This is a genomic window from Klebsiella sp. K5-204 (genome assembly GCF_030128585.1).
Taxonomy (GTDB): Bacteria; Pseudomonadota; Gammaproteobacteria; order Enterobacterales; family Enterobacteriaceae; genus Klebsiella; species Klebsiella quasipneumoniae.
The window spans coordinates 151,793-170,204 of sequence record NZ_JAKUZS010000005.1; the positions used below are offsets into that span (position 1 = coordinate 151,793).

An 18,412-nucleotide genomic window follows, 5' to 3' on the forward strand; every position below is an offset into this window, starting at 1 on the left:
CCCCGGTCAGCATCGCGCGACCGGGGCGGCTTGCCGACCCGCGTCCTCCCCCGTTATCCTCCCCCAAAAAATCCTGTGACGATGAGTTCTGCGCCTGACGGCTATGGCAAGGTGTGCCCATTCTGCACAATGAGGATTCACGATGTTGAAGGCATGGCACCTTCCGGTTGCACCCTTTATCAAGGTGCAACAGGACCGACTGTTTATTACCCTGTGGTTAAGCGGTGAGTCGCTGCCGCAGCGGATCACGCTGCGCGCGGAAGAAGATAACGAAGAGCTGTCGCTGCCGATGCAGCGCCTCCGCCAGGCGCCGAGGCCGGGGGTGGTGGCATGGCGCGGTGAAATCCATCTCGCCAGCGGTCAGCCGCGCCGCCGCTACAGCTTTAAGCTGCTGTGGGCCGATCATCAGCGCTGGTTTACGCCGCAGGGCTTCAGCCGTTTCCCGCCGGCCAGGCTGGAGCAGTTCGCCGTCGACCTGCCGGACGCCGGCCCGCAGTGGGTGGCCGATCAGGTTTTCTATCAGATTTTCCCCGATCGCTTTGCCCGCAGCGCTGCGCGTGACGCCGAACAGGACGCGGTCTATTACCATCACGCGGCGGGACGGGAGATTGTGCGCAAGGCGTGGGACGAACCGCTTACCGGCGAGGCGGGCGGTTCGACGTTCTACGGCGGCGATCTCGACGGCATCAGCGAAAAACTGCCGTACCTGAAGCAGCTCGGCGTGACCGCCCTGTATCTGAACCCGGTCTTCGCCGCCCCCAGTGTGCATAAATATGACACGGAGGATTATCGGCGCGTCGATCCGCAGTTTGGCGGCGACGCGGCGCTGCTCCGCTTGCGCCATAACACCCAGCGGGCGGGAATGCGCATGATCCTCGACGGCGTGTTCAACCATACCGGCGATTCCCATCCCTGGTTCGACCGTCACCAGCAGGGCAGCGGCGGCGCCGGCCATCATCCGGACTCCCCGTGGCGCGACTGGTTTACCTTCTCCGGGGAGGGGCAGGCGCACAACTGGCTGGGTTATGCCAGTCTGCCGAAGCTCGACTATCGGTCGACCAGCCTGGTCAACGAGATCTATGCCGGCGAGGACAGCATCGTACGCCACTGGCTGAAGGCGCCGTGGAGCATGGACGGCTGGCGTCTGGACGTGGTGCATATGCTCGGCGAAGGCGGCGGGGCGCGAAATAACCTGCGGCATATCGCCGGCATCACCCAGGCGGCGAAGCAAACGCAGCCGGAAGCCTTTGTCTTTGGCGAACATTTTGGCGACGCGCGCCAGTGGCTGCAGGCGGATGCCGAAGATTCGGCAATGAACTACCGCGGCTTCACCTTCCCGATCTGGGGATTCCTTGCCAATACCGATATCTCTTACGATCCGCAGAAGATAGACGCCCAGACCTGTATGGCGTGGATGGATAATTATCGCGCCGGGCTGTCGCATCAGCAGCAGCTACGGATGTTCAATCAGCTCGACAGCCATGATACGGCGCGTTTTAAATCTCTCCTTGGCAAAGACGTAGCGCGCCTGCCGCTGGCGGTGGTGTGGCTGTTCAGCTGGCCGGGGGTACCGTGCATCTACTACGGCGACGAGGTGGGCGTGGATGGCAATAACGATCCGTTCTGCCGTAAACCGTTCCCGTGGGATCCGGCGCTGCAGGATACCCAGCTGCTGGCGCTGTATCAGCGGATGGCGAAACTGCGTAAAGCCCAGCAGGCGCTGCGCTACGGCGGCTGCCAGGTGATTTACGCCGAGGATAACGTGGTGGTGTTTGTCCGCGTCTATAAACAGCAGCGGGTGCTGGTGGCGATTAACCGCGGCGAAGCCTGCGAGGTGGTTATCGAGGATTCGCCGCTGCTGGACGTGGAGGCCTGGACGCTGCAGGAAGGCGCCGGCGCCTTCCATGACGGGGTGCTGACCCTCCCGGCTATCTCCGCCTGCGTCTGGTCAGGCCGTTAACGATAGAGCTGGCTCAGCAGGTCGTCGCGGAGGAGCGCCTCCCGCCACCAGCGCTGAGCCAGCCCGTCATTCCCGCTGCGCCAGGCCATGTAGGTGATATCTTTTTCCCGCCAGCAGGCGACGCTTTTCTCCACCAGACAGCCTTTTTCCAGCCACGGGCGGGCGATATGACGCGGCAGAAAGCCGCAGCCCAGCCCGGCGCACAGCAGTTCGACTTTGCTGGCGAAATCATCGACGCCGATTTGCGGTTGTTCATCAAGCAGGTTGCTGTTCAGCGGATGGCAATAGCGGGCGCTGTCGCGGATCACTACCGCCCGGTGCTGGCTGAGCTGCTTATTGCTGAGCGGCGCTTCCGCGCCGGCCAGCGGGTGGGTCGGAGCGACCACGAAAATGTTATCCAGCGCGCCAAGGGTTTGCCATGACCACTCGGCGGAGGTAGGCGGCTCATTGATGGCGCCGAGGATAATATCCGCGCCATGGTGGGTCAGCTCTTCCCACGAACCGGCGAGGGTGTGATGACTGAAGTTCAGCCGCGTCTGCGGGTTTTGCGCGTAGAACTCGGCGATCAGCGGCAGCAGGGCTGAAAAGGGAAACGAGGCGTCGAGGGCGATCGCCAGCTCTCGCTCCCAGCCGGCGCTTAGCTGCTGGGCCTGCTTTTCCAGATCTCTGGCGGCGCTCAACAGCTGGCGTCCTTTCTCGAGCATCAATCGCCCGGTATCGGTAAACTTCGCCCGGTGACCGGAGCGATCCAATAAGACAATATCCAGATCGTTCTCCAGCTTCTGGATCATATAGCTCAGCGCGGCGGGGGTTTTATACAGCGACTCTGCGGCGGTGGCGAAGGATCCGTGTCGGTCCAGCGCATCAAGGATCATCAGAACATCAAAGTTTACGCGCATCAGGGGGTTCCATTAATTTATTTTCCCCTTGTTGTACCTAAGCGCAATAATCAATGCCAGTGAATAAATCAGAACAGTTTGACGTAAAAATTTGATGAAAGCTGGCGTGAGTCAATACTAACCGCTGTCAAAATATAAATCACAAAAAAACTTTAATAACTTGTTAGAAATAACTGGCTATACTCACCATGCTTTATCAGTCAGGATCTACACGACGCATTAACCATCATGTCATCTTTTTAACTTATTGATTAAGAAGGTATTTAATGTCTATTCGTGAACTGCTCGATCCCACTAATTCCGCCCTTATCTTTATTGATCATCAACCACAGATGTCATTTGGCGTGGCGAATATCGATCGCCAGACCCTCAAAAATAACACCGTGGCGCTGGCCAAAGCCGGCAAAATTTTTAATGTACCGGTGATTTACACTTCCGTAGAGACCAAAAGCTTCAGCGGTTATATCTGGCCGGAATTATTGGCCGTGCATCCTGACGTCAAGCCGATTGAGCGTACTTCAATGAACTCCTGGGAAGACGATGCCTTCGTCGCGGCGGTGAAAGCGACCGGCCGTAAAAAGCTGGTGATCTCCGCTCTGTGGACCGAAGTTTGCCTGACGTTTCCGGCGCTGATGGCCCTGGAGGCGGGCTACGAAGTGTATGTGGTCACCGATACCTCCGGCGGTACCTCTGTCGACGCCCATGAGCGTTCTATTGACCGGATGGTGCAAGCGGGTGCGGTGCCGGTGACCTGGCAGCAGGTGTTGCTGGAGTACCAGCGCGACTGGTCGCGCAAAGCGACTTACGATGCGGTCATGGACCTGGTGCGCGAACACAGCGGCGCCTACGGGATGTGCGTGGATTACGCTTATACCATGGTGCACGGCGCGCCAGAGCGTAAAGCGTAACTCACTTCATCCTTCAAGCTGCCTCTTTGTTGGCTGCGTTTGTCAGCCCAGACGCAGCATGAATGATGTTGTGCAGAGCCATTTATCGCTAATGGCAGGAGCAATCCTGCCATTCCCCTGAAGCAAGGAACTCTTTATGGCGCAGCAAAAATCGGTGACCCTGGTCATCAGCCATCTGCTCGATCCGCAACACGGCCAGCGCTACGAAGAGTGGCTCGGCAAAATCATGCCCATCGCGGCTGAATTTCCCGGCCATCTCGGGGCGAATGTGATCCGGCCCGCCGCAGGGCAGAATCTGTGGAGCGTGATTATCCGCTTCGACACCCTGGAGCATCTCTACGCCTGGACGCAGTCGGAAACCCGTCGTCAACTGGTGGCGGAGATTGCCCCGCTGTTGACGGAGGGCGATCGGACGGAGGTGCGGACCGAACCGGCCTTCTGGTTTACCCCGCCGGTGGCGAATGTGCGCCAGCCGCGGCGCTGGAAACAGTTTCTGATCACCCTGCTGGTGATTTTCCCCAGCACCAACCTGGTGCCGGCGGTGACCGGCATGCTGTTGCCGTCGCTGAAGGGGAGCCTGCTGCTGCACCTGATCAATGATGCCTGCGTGGTTGCGCTGGTGGTCTGGTTCTGGATGCCCATCGTGACCCGCCTGTTTGCTGGCTGGTTGAAGAAAAACTGAGTCAGCCTCCCCAAGGAGTGCGTTATGTCGCAAACTGCCACACTGATTCTGACCCACGGCCAGATTCATACCCTCGATCGCGCGAATCCGCTGGCGGAAGCCGTGGCCATCGCCGACGGAAAAATTGTTGCCACCGGAAGCCACGATCGGATCATGAGCTTTGCTGCCGAGGGGACGCAGATCGTCGATCTCAAAGGGCATACGGTGATCCCGGGCCTCAACGATTCTCACCTGCACCTGATCCGCGGTGGGTTGAACTACAACCTTGAGCTCCGCTGGGAGGGGGTGCCCTCGCTGGCCGATGCGCTGCGAATGCTCAAGGAGCAGGCGGATCGCACACCCTCCCCACAGTGGGTGCGGGTGGTCGGCGGCTGGAGCGAATTCCAGTTCGCCGAACGACGGATGCCGACCCTGGAAGAGCTAAACGACGCGGCGCCCGATACGCCGGTGTTTGTGCTGCATCTCTACGATCGCGCGCTGCTGAACCGCGCGGCGCTGAAAGCTGTGGGATATACCAAAGAGACGCCGGATCCGGCGGGCGGCGAGATCGTCCGCGATAGCCACGGCAACCCGACCGGGATGCTGATCGCCAAACCAAACGCCATGATCCTCTATGCCACCCTGGCCAAAGGGCCGAAGCTGCCGCTGGATCTGCAGGTGAACTCCACCCGCCAGTTTATGCGCGAGCTGAACCGGCTGGGGCTGACCAGCGCCATCGACGCCGGGGGCGGTTTCCAGAACTACCCGGAAGATTACGAAATTATCGAACAGCTGCACGCGAAAGAGCAAATGACCGTGCGCATCGCCTACAACCTGTTTACCCAGCGGCCGAAGCAGGAGCTGGAGGACTTCGAACGCTGGACCGACATGCTGAAGCCGGGGCAGGGGACCGACTTCTATCGCGCCAACGGCGCCGGCGAGATGCTGGTATTTTCGGCGGCGGATTTTGAAGATTTCCTGCAGCCGCGGCCGGATCTGCCGCAAGGCATGGAGGATGAGCTGGAGCGGGTGGTGCGCCACCTGGTGGAACATCGCTGGCCGTTCCGCCTGCATGCCACCTACGACGAGTCCATCAGCCGGATGCTGGACGTGTTTGAGAAGGTGAACCGCGACATTCCGTTTAATGGCCTGCACTGGTTCTTCGACCATGCCGAGACCATTACCGAGCGCAACATTGAGCGGGTGAAGGCGCTGGGGGGCGGCATTGCGGTACAGCACCGGATGGCCTTCCAGGGCGAATATTTTGTCGAGCGCTACGGCAAAGAGGCGGTGAAACATACGCCGCCGGTGGCGAAAATGCTGGAGCTGGACGTACCGGTAGGGTTGGGGACCGATGCCACCCGCGTCGCCAGCTATAACCCGTGGACCGCGCTGTACTGGCTGGTCTCCGGGCGCACCGTCGGCGGGATGGCGATGTATGACGATAACAACCGGCTGCCGCGCGATGTCGCGCTGGAGCTGTGGACGGCGGGCAGCGCCTGGTTCTCCAGCGAGCAGGGGAAAAAGGGCCGTCTGGCCGCCGGTCAGCTTGCCGATCTGGTGGTGCTGTCGAAGGACTATTTCAGCGTCGCGGAAGAGGAGATCAAAGGCATTGAGTCGGTGCTGACGGTGGTTGACGGCAAAGTAGTGTATGCCGCCGGTCACTTCTCGCCGCTGGCGCCGCCGCCCATTCCGGTGCTGCCGGAGTGGTCGCCGGTGGTGAAGGTCCCGGGCCATTACCGTTCCGCTCCGCCGGCGGCGGCTAAAATTGGCGCCATGGTACAGATGCACCAGTGCTGCGGTAGCTGCGGCGTTCACGGCCATCAGCATGATATCGCGCGGAAATCGTCGATCCCGGTCTCCGACGAGCAGGCCTTCTGGGGCGTGCTGGGCTGCTCCTGCTTTGCCTTCTGATGCCTGACGCCTCCGCCCCGGTAGCTAAGGGGCGGAGGTTTCAGCCACCTTTCACGCATCAATAGCGCTGCTGTGAGCCAAATAGCGCCATGCGGCGGGCAATCATCTCGCGTACCGGCTGCAGCCCCTGGGCGATCACTTTCCGCGGATCGTTCACATCGTGCCCGGTATCGGCAGCGAAGATCGCCTTCACCTGCTGGCACCAGGCGTACATATTTTCGGTATTAACGTTAATCTTGGCGGTGCCGCAGGCAATCGCCCGGCGCATATCCTCATCGGCAATACCGGTGCCGCCATGCAGCACCAGTGGAACCTTCACCCGCTCGGCAATGGCTTTCATCTCGCTAAATCCCAGCCTGGCTTTGCCTTTATACAGGCCATGGGTGGAGCCCAGCGCGGCGGCGAGGCAGTCCACCTGGGTTTCTGTCACCAGGGTGTAGCACTCCTGCGGATCGGCATAGATGACTTCGGAATTGACAATGCCGTCTTCGCTACCGGCGATAGTCCCCAGTTCAGCCTCCACGGAGATACCTTTGCTGTGCGCCAGCGTCACCAGATGGCGGGTAATGGCCAGGTTTTCCCTGAACGGCAGATGTGAGCCATCAAACATAATGGAACTGAAGCCGGCGGCCATCGCCGCTTCGCAGGCCTCCCGGGTGGTGCCATGATCCAGATGCAGCGCCACCGGAACATCAATATGTAAATACTCCATGGCGTTAACCACGATGTCATGAATACATTTTAACCCGAGCATATGCTTAACCGTGCCGCCGGACACGCCCAAAATAACCGGTGAGCGGCACTGCTGGGCGGTGCTTAATACGGCGCCAACCCACTCCAGATTATTAATGTTGAACTGACCGACGGCGTAGCCGTCCCTCAGGGCATGCTGAAGCATGTCCTTCATCGACACTAACATATTCACCTCTTGATATTTATTAAATACAGTTATTCTTCAAAATATTGCTTTAAGTTTCTCTCGTAGCTATTTAACGAGTGGTGGACGACCGCCAGGTCCGGCATAGATTCCCGTACCCCTTTTTTCTCAATAGAAATGGCGGCGGTGAGGCTGGCAAATAAAATAATATTATCTATGTGCCATGAGTAGTGGACGCCATAGGTGAAGGCGCCGTGAAATACATCCCCGGCTCCGGTGGTATCCACGGCATTGCACAGCCAGGAAGGAACGATCTGCAGCATACCGCTTTTTAAAAAAGCGCAGCCTTTTTCGCCAAGGGTAATAAATGCCTCGCCGCGGCAAATTTTATTCAGCTCAATCAGCGCCGCTTTAATTTCTGCTTCGGTGCTCAGCGAGCGATAGCTCATATAGTCGCGGGCAAAATGTTCGCTCACCACAAAATAGTCGGTCCAGGCCGCCAGTTTAATATTGCTGGCACGCAGTGACCCACCGTCCATCACGACTCTGGCGTTGGGCAGTTTCTTAATTAAATATTCACTGATTTCCGCCTCATGGCCGTCAATTAAAATAGTGACTGGCTCCTCGGCGGCAATCAGCCGCTCGGCGAGGTCGTCCAGTTTGAGCTTTTGATCGTAGGTCAGGGAAGGCGGTGTTTGCATCTTGCGGGTAATAATCGTCCGCGAACCCGTTAAGCGATTGACGAGCACCGAGGCCAGCGGGGTGATCATGTCATCGGAGAAAACCACCTGGCTGGTATCCACGCCCGCTTCGGCAAACTCATCGATAATGCGCTGACCGTAAAGATCCTGATGCAGATGGCCGATGTAATAGACCTCCTCCCCCCATAATCCCAGCAGCCAGGCCGCATTGGCCGCCGGGCCGCCGCCGCTTTCGATAAAATCATGACAAAAGTTTTTAGTATTCTCCTGGGGCCATTCATTGAGAAAGAAAAACTGATCGAAACAAGCAAATCCAATGGACAAAATAGCCATAACCACTCCTGATTATTTGTCAGCGGCGGGAAGCTTGACCGTCCCGCCGGGAAAAATGACCTCGCTTATTCATTTTTCTGCTTGGCGATAAGCTCCTCATAGCTGAGCGTGTTGCCCACCACCCGTACCTGACGGAAGCAGAAAGGCGCCAGCAGCGCGACGAGCAGCGCCAGACAAATCAGGTAGATAGTGACCTGGCCAAACTGGGTAAACGCGTTACCGATAATGATGCCCCACACCGCGAAGTCGAAATCGGCGAAGGTGCTGTTTTCAAACCCGAGGTTGCCGAGCGCCGGCAGCAGCATCGCCGGCAGGAAGGCCAGGAAGATCCCGCCGATAAAGGCGGCGATGATACAACCGCGCTTACCGCCCAGCTTGTCGGCAAAGACCCCGGAGGTACCGCCGCAGAAGAAGTGCGGCACCATGCCGGGAATAATCAGCGCCATGCCCAGACCGCCGAGCATGAGCATCCCGACCAGCCCGCCCACAAAGGAGCTGATGAATCCCACCACCACCGCGGTGGGGCTAAAGGTAAAGAACACCGCGCAGTCAACGGCCGGGATGGAGTCCGGGATCAGTTTCTGGCTGATGCCCTGGAATGCCGGCACCAGATCGCCCAGGATCAAGCGCACGCCGTTGTAGACAATGGCTACGCCAACGGCGAACTGCAGACCGGTCAGCACGGAGAAGATCAGCATGTTCTGGTCGGTGATGGTGCTCAGGTACGCCGACCCGGCGACAGCGCTGCAGATAAAGTAGATAACAAACATCACGATACCGGTGGTGACGGTGGTATCGCGCAGAAAACCCCATTTCTCTGAGATTTCGGTATCGGCGAAGGAGTTTGCCGGATTACCGGTCCGGCTGGCGATCCACGCCGAGAGGTAGTAGCCCAGAGAGCCGAAATGGCCCATGGCGATCCCGCCGTCCTCGGTCACCTGCCTGGTGTAACGCTGGCCAATGGCGGGGGAGATGGCCGACCATGAGCCCAGCAGGAATCCGCCGATCAGGATCAACATCCAGCCCTGGAACTCCGCCGCCTGCAGGACGGCGGAGAACAGGCAGGCGAGAAAGAATGAGTGATGACCGGTGAGAAAGATATATTTATATTTTGTGCAGCGGGCAATGATCAGATTGAAAATAAAGCCCAACAGCAAAATACTCATGGTTTCCACGCCCAGCATCTTCTGGGCGACGGAGACAATGGCTTCATTGTTCGGAATAACGCCGCGGATATTAAATCCCGCTTCGATAATGCCGCCCAACGGGTTGAGATTGGCAACGATAACGCCTGCGCCAGCGCTCAACATCAAATAGCCTAAAATCGGCTTTAATGTGCCGGTAAGGAGTTTGTTGCCGGGGGAGCGCAGCGCCACTAAGCCAACGAAGGCGATAAGCCCCATTAAAAAAGCGGGTTGACTGAATATTTCCGTTAAGAAACTAAGAATAGCCTGCATGGTCGTTCCCTCTATGCTGATTAAGAGTGAGTCGCAGCAATTTTCATCAGCGCGTCGGTAATATCCTCGGCGATTTTTGCTTTATGGACATAGCTGCGAATAATGGCGACATGACAGTGGGCCGGAAATTGATTTGCCAGTTCTTTGATCGTGACATAAAGGTCGGCTTTTTCCCCGACGGCGTTAGCAAAATCGACCGAGGCGACGTCCGCTTTGATACCTAATTCTTCACAGATCTTCTTCACATTATTCGCAGCCATCAATGAACTGCCAATACCGTTACCACAAACCGTTCTGATAACTAACATAATGACTACTCCATTTGTTTTTGGATGAAATGTAAGACTGAATTCACGTCAGTTTCCTGCTGAAGAAAGGTCACGATATCTGACTCGATCAGCGAGGCTATCAGTTGGATCATTTTGATATGACTGTCAGCATCGGCGCCGGCGATGGCGATGACGACGGTAACCGGATCGAACTCATCGTGGCCGAAGGTCACTGGCGTGGCGGTGGTGACAAGCGAAAATCCGGTCTGCAATGCCCCTTTTTCCGGGCGGGCGTGCGGCATGGCAATCCCGTCATCTATCACGATGGCGGCGCCAAAATCTTCGTATACCGTCAGCATCTCGTTGACATATTCGGCGCTGCAAATCTGACGCCTGGCGAGTAATGAACCCGCCAGTTCGATGGCCTCTTCCGCATGGGAAATATTCTGCTTCAGGGCGATTAACGTCGGGTCAAAAATAATATCCATTCTCTTCTCCTGAACGTATTCCTGTTCCTGAGTAAAATCATGACCAAATACATTGATAAAAATGATGGATGAGATCACATCCGCGGTTTTAAATATTGATGGCGATCACATCGACGGCAAAGTGCCGGCAGAAAACTATATAAATAATTTATATTATTTTCAGTGGGTTACGGAGTGGTTGAGATTTGGCGCTGAAATTTGACAGAGAAAAAATGAGAGGCAGAGCGAAATTTTTCGGCAGAAGTGTATTCCTGGTCACAAATATCGCCGGGTCATTTTCCTAAATTTTGACGTCGCTAACAAAAAAGGCCCGCCTGAGCGAGCCTTTTATAAAAACGTGTGCCGATTACAGGCTGGAGACGTTTTCGGTCAGGTATTTTGCAACGCCTTCCGGAGAGGCAGCCATACCTTCTTTTCCTTTTTCCCACTGCGCCGGGCAAACTTCGCCGTGCTCTTCGTGGAACTGCAGCGCGTCAACCATGCGCAGCATTTCGTCGATGTTACGGCCCAGCGGCAGGTCGTTAACCACCTGGTGGCGAACCACGCCGTTAGCGTCGATCAGGAAGGAACCACGCAGGGCAACGCCTTCGTCCGGATGCTCGATACCGTAAGCTTTCTGGATTTCACGTTTGATGTCAGCAACCATCGCGTATTTAACCGGGCCGATACCGCCCTGGTCTACCGGGGTGTTACGCCATGCGTTGTGCACGAACTCGGAGTCGAAGGAAACGCCAACCACTTCCACACCGCGTTTCTGGAATTCTTCGTAACGTTTGTCGAACGCGATCAGCTCAGACGGGCAAACGAAGGTGAAGTCCATCGGCCAGAAGAACAGAACGGTAGGTTTACCGTTGGTGTGCTGTTTGAAATTGAATTTCTCAACGATCTCACCATTACCCAGCACAGCGGCTGCAGTAAAATCCGGCGCTTGACGAGTGACCAGAACCATTTGATTCTCCTGTAATTACTAAGGTTATTTAAAACGCAACGCCGGCAAGTATAGAGCCTGTCCGCCAATAACACAAAGAGGCACCGACAATCGTTCAGCCAGCTTTTACCTATCAATGTCGCAGCGATTACAGCTGTTTGTTTTTCGCCTGACGCATCATCTGCGGATAAAAGCGCCAGAACTGCCCCTCCAGCCGGTCGTAGTGGGTATCCAGATCCTGCCAGGAGTCGCGCAGCGCCTCGAGACGCGGGCGGCGGCTGGCCATGCCGTTAAGCACGCGCTGAATAAAATCCATCTCCTGATAGCGTTCCAGCCAGCGCTCCGACCAGAGATATTGGTTGAGATTGACGAAGCGGGGCGGCGAGTCGGGCAGGATGGGGACGATCTGCCGCTCGGCGTAGCGCACGAACTCCTCCAGCGGCAGGTCAGGGGAGAGCTGCGCCCAGTGCTGCGACAGGAAATGATCCCACATGACGTCGAGGGTGATCGGGGCGACGCGGCGGGTCTGCGGGCGAAACCACTCCCGCGCCTCTTTGACTTCCGCCAGGTTGTCAGTCAGCACGTCAATCCGCCGATGCATATAGATGCCGTCAACAATCTCCGCCGGATAGTCGCCCTGCGGGTTGCCGCGCACAAAGTCGGCCATCAGATTGCCGGGCAGCGAACTGTCGGCGAGATGGGCCAGGTGCAGGTGGGCGAGAAAATTCATAGTGACGACATCCTTCAAATACTTTCTGGCGGGCAGAGTGAGCGGTGTAGCGCTGCGCGTCGCCCTGAACGGCAGCCCCGGTGCCCGGATGGCGTGCTGTCTGGCCGCGCGCGGCCCTCTGCCACCGGTGATGCATTCGGCTGCCGCATGGCGGCATTCGGAATGATTTGGAATATAGATTATGTCATTCATCCGGAGGGGTAAAGGTTGCAGGCAGACCGCCCCGGCACTAGACTACCCGCCTCTTTATTCAGTCTGAGTTATCGTCATGCGCGTTACCGATTTTGCTTTTGAACTACCCGAATCCCTGATCGCCCACTATCCGATGCCTGAGCGCAGTAGCTGCCGCTTACTCTCCCTGGACGGGCCGACGGGCGCGCTGACGCATGGCACCTTCACCGACATCCTCGATAAGCTCAATCCCGGCGATCTGCTGGTGTTTAACAACACCCGGGTGATCCCGGCGCGTCTGTTCGGCCGCAAGGCCAGCGGCGGCAAGATTGAAGTGCTGGTGGAGCGGATGCTGGATGATAAGCGCATCCTCGCCCATATTCGCGCCTCGAAAGCGCCGAAGCCGGGCGCCGAGCTGCTGCTGGGCGACGACGAGAGCATTCAGGCCACCATGCTGGCGCGTCACGGCGCGCTGTTTGAAGTGGAATTTAACGACGAGCGCCCGGTGCTGGAGATCCTTAACGGGATCGGCCATATGCCGCTGCCGCCCTACATTGATCGCCCGGACGAAGACGCTGACCGCGAGCTCTATCAAACCGTCTACGGCACCCGGCCGGGCGCGGTAGCCGCCCCGACCGCGGGTCTGCACTTCGACGAACCGCTGCTGGACAAACTGCGCGCTAAAGGCGTTGAGATGGCGTTTGTCACCCTGCACGTGGGCGCGGGTACCTTCCAGCCGGTGCGCGTCGACAGCATTGAAGAGCACACTATGCACTCAGAATATGCGGAAGTGCCGCAGGAGGTGGTTGATGCGGTGCTGGCGGCGAAAGCGCGCGGCAATCGCGTGATCGCGGTGGGCACCACCTCGGTACGCTCGCTGGAGAGCGCGGCGCAGGCGGCGAAAGACGCCCTGATCGCGCCGTTCTTCGACGATACGCAGATTTTCATCTATCCGGGTTATCAGTACCAGGTGATCGATGCGCTGGTGACCAACTTCCATCTCCCTGAATCCACACTGATTATGCTGGTGTCGGCGTTTGCGGGTTATCAGCACACCATGAACGCCTATAAGGTAGCGGTGGAGCAGAAATATCGCTTTTTTAGCTACGGGGATGCGATGTTTATCACGTACAATCCGCAGGCTATTTCTGAGCGTCCCTGAAAAGGCCGGCCCGCCGGCTTTTGGCACGCCATGACGCATTTTTAGCCACGGAATCATTCCGTGGCGAGTATCAAAACGTCGGACTGTTTTTCTGACGCAGGAGCAAGCATGAAATTTGAACTGGATACCACCGACGGTCGCGCCCGCCGCGGTCGCCTGGTGTTTGAGCGCGGCGTGGTGGAAACACCGGCCTTTATGCCCGTTGGCACCTACGGCACCGTCAAAGGGATGACGCCGGAAGAGGTGGAAGCCACCGGCGCGCAGATTATTCTCGGCAACACCTTCCACCTGTGGCTGCGCCCGGGTCAGGAGATCATGAAGCTGCACGGCGATCTGCACGATTTTATGCAGTGGAAAGGACCGATCCTGACCGACTCCGGCGGCTTCCAGGTGTTCAGCCTTGGCGATATCCGTAAGATCACCGAGCAGGGCGTCCACTTCCGTAACCCGATCAACGGCGATCCGATTTTCCTCGATCCGGAAAAATCCATGGAGATTCAGTACGATCTCGGTTCCGACATCGTGATGATCTTCGACGAATGTACGCCGTACCCGGCGGACTGGGATTACGCCAAGCGCTCGATGGAGATGTCTCTGCGCTGGGCGAAGCGCAGCCGCGACCGTTTCGATAGCCTTGGCAATAAAAATGCGCTGTTCGGCATCATTCAGGGCAGCGTTTACGAAGATTTACGTGATATCTCGGTGAAAGGTCTGGTAGAGATTGGCTTTGATGGCTACGCTGTCGGCGGTTTGGCGGTCGGCGAGCCGAAGGAAGACATGCACCGTATTCTGGAGCACGTCTGCCCGCAGATCCCGGCCGATAAACCACGATACCTGATGGGCGTCGGGAAGCCGGAAGATCTGGTGGAAGGGGTACGTCGCGGTATCGATATGTTCGACTGCGTCATGCCGACGCGCAACGCGCGTAACGGCCACCTGTTCGTCACCGACGGCGTGGTGAAAATCCGCAACGCGAAGCACAAAAGCGATACCGCGCCGCTGGACGCCGAGTGTGATTGCTATACATGTCGCAATTATTCACGCGCTTACTTGCATCACCTTGACCGTTGCAACGAAATATTGGGCGCGCGTCTCAATACCATTCATAACCTGCGCTACTATCAGCGTTTAATGGCTGGTTTACGCAAGGCTATCGAAGAGGGTAAATTAGAGAGCTTCGTGACCGATTTTTACCAACGTCAGGGGCGCACCGTGCCTCCTTTGAACGTTGATTAATTTTAATAATGAGGGAATTTCAATGAGCTTTTTTATTTCTGATGCGGTAGCGGCAACGGGTGCACCGGCGCAGGGCAGCCCGATGTCTCTGATTCTGATGCTGGTGGTGTTCGGTCTGATTTTTTACTTCATGATCCTGCGTCCACAGCAGAAGCGCACCAAGGAACATAAGAACCTGATGAACTCCATCGCCAAAGGTGATGAAGTGCTGACCAACGGCGGTCTGGTCGGTCGCGTGACCAAAGTAGCGGAAACTGGCTACATTGCTATCGCGCTGAACGATACCACTGAAGTGGTTATCAAACGTGACTTCGTTGCTGCCGTTCTGCCGAAAGGCACCATGAAGGCGCTGTAATCTAACTTTTCCCAAAGGGAACTGCCGTGTTAAACCGTTATCCTTTGTGGAAGTATGTCATGCTGGTCGTCGTCATTGTCGTCGGCCTGATCTATGCGCTTCCCAACCTGTATGGTGAGGATCCGGCTGTTCAAATCACTGGCGCGCGCGGCGTCGCCGCCAGTGAGCAAACGCTGATCCAGGTCCAGAAAACTTTACAAGAAGAAAAAATTACCGCGAAGTCTGTGGCACTGGAAGAGGGCGCTATTCTTGCGCGCTTCGACACCACTGATACCCAGCTGCGCGCGCGTGAAGCGCTGCTTACCGTGTTGGGTGACAAATACGTCGTGGCGCTAAACCTTGCTCCGGCAACCCCACGCTGGCTGGCGGCACTCTATGCCGAGCCGATGAAGCTGGGTCTTGATCTGCGCGGCGGCGTGCACTTCCTGATGGAAGTCGACATGGACACCGCGTTAGGCAAACTGCAGGAACAGAACATCGATAGCCTGCGCAGCGAGCTGCGCGATAAAGGCATTCCTTACGCGACCGTGCGCAAGGAAGACAACTATGGTCTGAGCATCGTCTTCCGCGACAGCGCGGCGCGCGACCAGGCTATCTCTTATCTCAGCCCTCGCCATCGCGATCTGGTGATCTCCTCTCAGGGTGACAACAGCCTGAAAGCGGTGATGACCGATGAGCGCCTGAAAGAAGCTCGTGAGTATGCGGTTCAGCAGAACATTAACATTCTGCGTAACCGTGTGAACCAGCTGGGCGTCGCCGAACCGCTGGTTCAGCGTCAGGGCGCTGACCGCATCGTGGTTGAGCTGCCGGGTATCCAGGATACCGCGCGGGCGAAGGAGATCCTTGGCGCGACCGCGACCCTCGAGTTCCGTCTGGTCAATACCAACGTGGACCAGTCCGCCGCCGCCTCAGGCCGCGTGCCGGGCGACTCGGAAGTGAAAGAGACGCGTGAAGGCCAGCCGGTGGTGCTGTACAAGCGGGTGATCCTGACCGGTGACCATATCACCGACTCGACCTCCAGCATGGATGAGTACAACCAGCCGCAGGTCAACATCTCGCTGGACAGCGCGGGCGGCAACATCATGTCCAACTTCACCAAGGACAACATCGGCAAGCCGATGGCGACCCTGTTCGTGGAGTATAAAGACAGCGGTAAGAAAGACGCCAACGGTCGCGCTATCCTGGCGAAAGAGGAAGAGGTGATTAACATCGCCAACATCCAGTCGCGTCTGGGCAACAGCTTCCGTATTACCGGTATCAGCAACCCGAACGAAGCGCGCCAGCTGTCGCTGCTGCTGCGTGCCGGCGCGTTGATTGCGCCGATTCAGATCGTCGAAGAGCGGACTATCGGCCCAACCCTTGGCATGCAGAACATCAAGCAGGGGCTGGAAGCCTGTCTGGCCGGCCTGGTGGTCTCTATCCTGTTCATGATCCTCTTCTATAAGAAGTTCGGTCTGATTGCGACCTCGGCGCTGATTGCCAACCTGGTGCTGATTGTCGGCATTATGTCCCTGATCCCGGGGGCGACGCTGACCATGCCGGGCATCGCGGGTATCGTGTTAACCCTTGCGGTGGCGGTCGATGCTAACGTTCTGATCAACGAGCGTATCAAAGAAGAGCTGAGCAACGGGCGTACCGTTCAGCAGGCGATTGACGAAGGTTATCGCGGCGCGTTCAGCTCGATCTTCGACGCCAACGTGACGACGCTTATCAAAGTGATCATCCTGTACGCGGTCGGTACCGGTGCCATTAAAGGGTTTGCGATTACCACCGGTATCGGTATCGCGACCTCAATGTTTACCGCTATCGTCGGCACCCGTGCCATCGTGAACCTGCTGTACGGCGGCAAGCGCGTTAAAAAGCTGTCTATCTGAGGAGTGCGTTGTGGCACAGGAATATACTGTTGAACAATTGAACCACGGCCGTAAAGTCTGGGACTTTATGCGCTGGGATTACTGGGCCTTCGGCATTTCAGGCTTTCTGCTGATTGTGTCGATCGCCATCATCGGCGTCCGCGGCTTTAACTGGGGTCTCGATTTCACCGGCGGTACGGTGATCGAAATTACCCTTGAGAAGCCGGTCGATCTGGACCAGATGCGCGATTCCCTGCAGAAAGCGGGCTTTGAAGAGCCGCAGGTGCAGAACTTTGGCAGCAGCCGCGACATCATGGTACGTATGCCGCCGGTGCATGACGCCAACGTCAGCCAGGAGCTGGGCAGCAAGGTCGTGACGGTGATTAACGAATCGACCAGCCAGAACGCAGCGGTGAAGCGTATTGAGTTTGTCGGCCCGAGCGTCGGCGCGGACCTTGCGCAAACCGGCGCCCTGGCGCTGATTGCCGCGCTGGTCTGTATCCTGATCTACGTCGGCTTCCGCTTCGAATGGCGTCTGGCGGCGGGGGTGGTTATCGCCCTGGCGCACGACGTGGTGATCACCATGGGGGTGCTGTCGCTGTTCCATATCGAGATCGACCTGACCATTGTGGCCTCGTTGATGTCGGTTATCGGCTACTCGCTGAACGACAGTATCGTGGTATCGGACCGTATCCGTGAAAACTTCCGTAAGATCCGCCGCGGTACGCCGTACGAGATCTTCAACGTGTCGTTGACCCAGACGCTGCACCGTACCTTGATCACCTCCGGGACCACCCTGATGGTGATCCTGATGCTGTTCCTGTTCGGCGGCCCGATTCTGGAAGGCTTCTCGCTGACCATGCTGATCGGTGTCTCCATCGGTACGGCTTCTTCTATCTACGTCGCCTCCGCGCTGGCGTTGAAGCTGGGCATGAAGCGCGAGCATCTGCTGCAGCAGAAGGTCGAAAAAGAAGGGGCGGACCAGCCGTCTATTCTGCCGTAATACAGTTCAGTTGAAATAACGCAATCCCGGCCAGGCGCCGGGATTTTTTTTGCCCGCGACAAAACCTGCTGACAGTATGCTGTCAGGAGCCCTCCCATACACTCCTTCTGAACTCACTAACGAGCAGGAGGAAGTATGAATAACGTGATTAACTGGTTTGAAATTCCGGTCGCCGATATGGATCGCGCCGTCGCGTTTTATGAGCCGGTGATGCAGGTGACGCTGCGTCGCGAAACCATGGACTGCGCCGAGCTGGCGGTGTTCCCGCATCAGGATCCGGCCCCCGGCGGCGCGCTGGCCAAATTTGAGGGTATCGCGCCCTCTGCGCAGGGCGCTATTATTTACCTGCATACAGACCATCTTGCCGCCACCCTCGACCGCGTTGCCTCGGCGGGTGGGGCATGTGTTTTCGGGCCGCTGACGCTGCCGAATGATATTGGCACCATCGCGCTGTTTACTGACAGCGAGGGCAACCGCGTCGGCCTGCACCAACCGGCTTAACCTGAA

19 protein-coding genes and 1 pseudogene are annotated in these 18,412 nt (G+C 57.4%); 12 read left to right on the forward strand and 8 right to left on the reverse strand.

All coding sequences use genetic code 11. The features are described from left to right. The first annotated feature begins 142 nt into the window (after window positions 1-142). Window positions 143-1,960, forward strand: a complete 1,818-nt coding sequence (gene malZ / locus MKR05_RS14600; protein ID WP_101866065.1) for a maltodextrin glucosidase — start codon at window positions 143-145, stop codon at window positions 1,958-1,960. Here the strand turns inward: malZ and MKR05_RS14605 are convergent. Continuing rightward, on the reverse strand, window positions 1,957-2,859 hold the full coding sequence (locus MKR05_RS14605; protein ID WP_023288585.1) for a LysR substrate-binding domain-containing protein: 903 nt from the start codon (window positions 2,857-2,859) through the stop codon (window positions 1,957-1,959). The two genes, malZ and MKR05_RS14605, sit on opposite strands and share 4 nt — an antisense overlap. A gap of 266 nt (window positions 2,860-3,125) precedes the next feature. Between MKR05_RS14605 and MKR05_RS14610 the strand changes: the two genes are divergently transcribed. From MKR05_RS14610 to MKR05_RS14620, 3 genes are all read left to right on the forward strand, one after another. Then, on the forward strand, window positions 3,126-3,767 hold the full coding sequence (locus MKR05_RS14610) for a hydrolase (RefSeq protein ID WP_284118275.1): 642 nt from the start codon (window positions 3,126-3,128) through the stop codon (window positions 3,765-3,767). A gap of 136 nt (window positions 3,768-3,903) precedes the next feature. Continuing rightward, window positions 3,904-4,449, forward strand: coding sequence for an antibiotic biosynthesis monooxygenase (locus MKR05_RS14615; protein ID WP_023288586.1), 546 nt, complete (start codon window positions 3,904-3,906; stop codon window positions 4,447-4,449). Between the two features lie 24 nt (window positions 4,450-4,473). After that, window positions 4,474-6,342 carry an amidohydrolase gene (locus MKR05_RS14620; protein ID WP_152842190.1) on the forward strand — a complete coding sequence of 623 codons (1,869 nt, stop codon included), beginning with the start codon at window positions 4,474-4,476 and terminating at the stop codon, window positions 6,340-6,342. Window positions 6,343-6,400: 58 nt separating this feature from the next. Here the strand turns inward: MKR05_RS14620 and fba are convergent, their stop codons facing one another. The 5 genes from fba to MKR05_RS14645 form a co-directional block, all read right to left on the reverse strand. Further along, window positions 6,401-7,255 carry a class II fructose-1,6-bisphosphate aldolase gene (gene fba / locus MKR05_RS14625; protein ID WP_238875313.1) on the reverse strand — a complete coding sequence of 285 codons (855 nt, stop codon included), beginning with the start codon at window positions 7,253-7,255 and terminating at the stop codon, window positions 6,401-6,403. A gap of 35 nt (window positions 7,256-7,290) precedes the next feature. Beyond that, the gene (locus tag MKR05_RS14630; RefSeq protein WP_032453579.1) at window positions 7,291-8,253 is read right to left on the reverse strand and encodes a carbohydrate kinase family protein; all 963 of its coding nucleotides are present in this window, start codon (window positions 8,251-8,253) and stop codon (window positions 7,291-7,293) included. A gap of 65 nt (window positions 8,254-8,318) precedes the next feature. Beyond that, window positions 8,319-9,710, reverse strand: a complete 1,392-nt coding sequence (locus MKR05_RS14635) for a PTS ascorbate transporter subunit IIC (RefSeq protein WP_044521232.1) — start codon at window positions 9,708-9,710, stop codon at window positions 8,319-8,321. Window positions 9,711-9,730: 20 nt separating this feature from the next. After that, a complete protein-coding gene (locus tag MKR05_RS14640) occupies window positions 9,731-10,018 on the reverse strand; it encodes a PTS sugar transporter subunit IIB (protein WP_017898931.1) in 288 nt (95 codons plus the stop codon). Window positions 10,019-10,023: 5 nt separating this feature from the next. Beyond that, window positions 10,024-10,467 (reverse strand): PTS sugar transporter subunit IIA, encoded by a 444-nt coding sequence (locus MKR05_RS14645; RefSeq protein ID WP_100051211.1) that lies wholly within the window; start codon window positions 10,465-10,467, stop codon window positions 10,024-10,026. A gap of 55 nt (window positions 10,468-10,522) precedes the next feature. Between MKR05_RS14645 and MKR05_RS14650 the strand changes: the two genes are divergently transcribed. Then, the gene (locus MKR05_RS14650; protein WP_180263900.1) at window positions 10,523-10,669 is read left to right on the forward strand and encodes a hypothetical protein; all 147 of its coding nucleotides are present in this window, start codon (window positions 10,523-10,525) and stop codon (window positions 10,667-10,669) included. Window positions 10,670-10,813: 144 nt separating this feature from the next. On the opposite strand, the gene MKR05_RS14655 is transcribed toward MKR05_RS14650, so the two are convergent. Both MKR05_RS14655 and acpH read right to left on the reverse strand, forming a co-directional pair. Then, window positions 10,814-11,416 (reverse strand): peroxiredoxin, encoded by a 603-nt coding sequence (locus tag MKR05_RS14655; RefSeq protein WP_004178733.1) that lies wholly within the window; start codon window positions 11,414-11,416, stop codon window positions 10,814-10,816. A 127-nt stretch (window positions 11,417-11,543) separates the two neighbouring features. After that, window positions 11,544-12,125, reverse strand: coding sequence for an ACP phosphodiesterase (gene acpH / locus MKR05_RS14660; protein WP_023288592.1), 582 nt, complete (start codon window positions 12,123-12,125; stop codon window positions 11,544-11,546). Window positions 12,126-12,213: 88 nt separating this feature from the next. On the opposite strand from acpH, the pseudogene MKR05_RS14665 reads away from it, so the two are divergent. The 7 genes and pseudogenes from MKR05_RS14665 (at window position 12,214) to MKR05_RS14695 (ending at window position 18,406) form a co-directional block, all read left to right on the forward strand. Further along, window positions 12,214-12,329, forward strand: a pseudogene (locus MKR05_RS14665) (hypothetical protein). A gap of 64 nt (window positions 12,330-12,393) precedes the next feature. Further along, window positions 12,394-13,458, forward strand: coding sequence for a tRNA preQ1(34) S-adenosylmethionine ribosyltransferase-isomerase QueA (gene queA / locus MKR05_RS14670; RefSeq protein WP_004204841.1), 1,065 nt, complete (start codon window positions 12,394-12,396; stop codon window positions 13,456-13,458). Between the two features lie 108 nt (window positions 13,459-13,566). Continuing rightward, a complete protein-coding gene (gene tgt, locus MKR05_RS14675) occupies window positions 13,567-14,694 on the forward strand; it encodes a tRNA guanosine(34) transglycosylase Tgt (RefSeq protein WP_002890395.1) in 1,128 nt (375 codons plus the stop codon). Window positions 14,695-14,716: 22 nt separating this feature from the next. Further along, a complete protein-coding gene (gene yajC, locus MKR05_RS14680) occupies window positions 14,717-15,049 on the forward strand; it encodes a preprotein translocase subunit YajC (RefSeq protein ID WP_002890398.1) in 333 nt (110 codons plus the stop codon). A 26-nt stretch (window positions 15,050-15,075) separates the two neighbouring features. Next, window positions 15,076-16,923, forward strand: a complete 1,848-nt coding sequence (secD, locus tag MKR05_RS14685; RefSeq protein ID WP_008805370.1) for a protein translocase subunit SecD — start codon at window positions 15,076-15,078, stop codon at window positions 16,921-16,923. Between the two features lie 10 nt (window positions 16,924-16,933). Continuing rightward, window positions 16,934-17,905 (forward strand): protein translocase subunit SecF, encoded by a 972-nt coding sequence (gene secF, locus MKR05_RS14690; RefSeq protein ID WP_008805371.1) that lies wholly within the window; start codon window positions 16,934-16,936, stop codon window positions 17,903-17,905. 135 nt (window positions 17,906-18,040) lie between these two features. Then, window positions 18,041-18,406 (forward strand): VOC family protein, encoded by a 366-nt coding sequence (locus MKR05_RS14695; RefSeq protein WP_016160371.1) that lies wholly within the window; start codon window positions 18,041-18,043, stop codon window positions 18,404-18,406. Window positions 18,407-18,412: the final 6 nt, after the last annotated feature.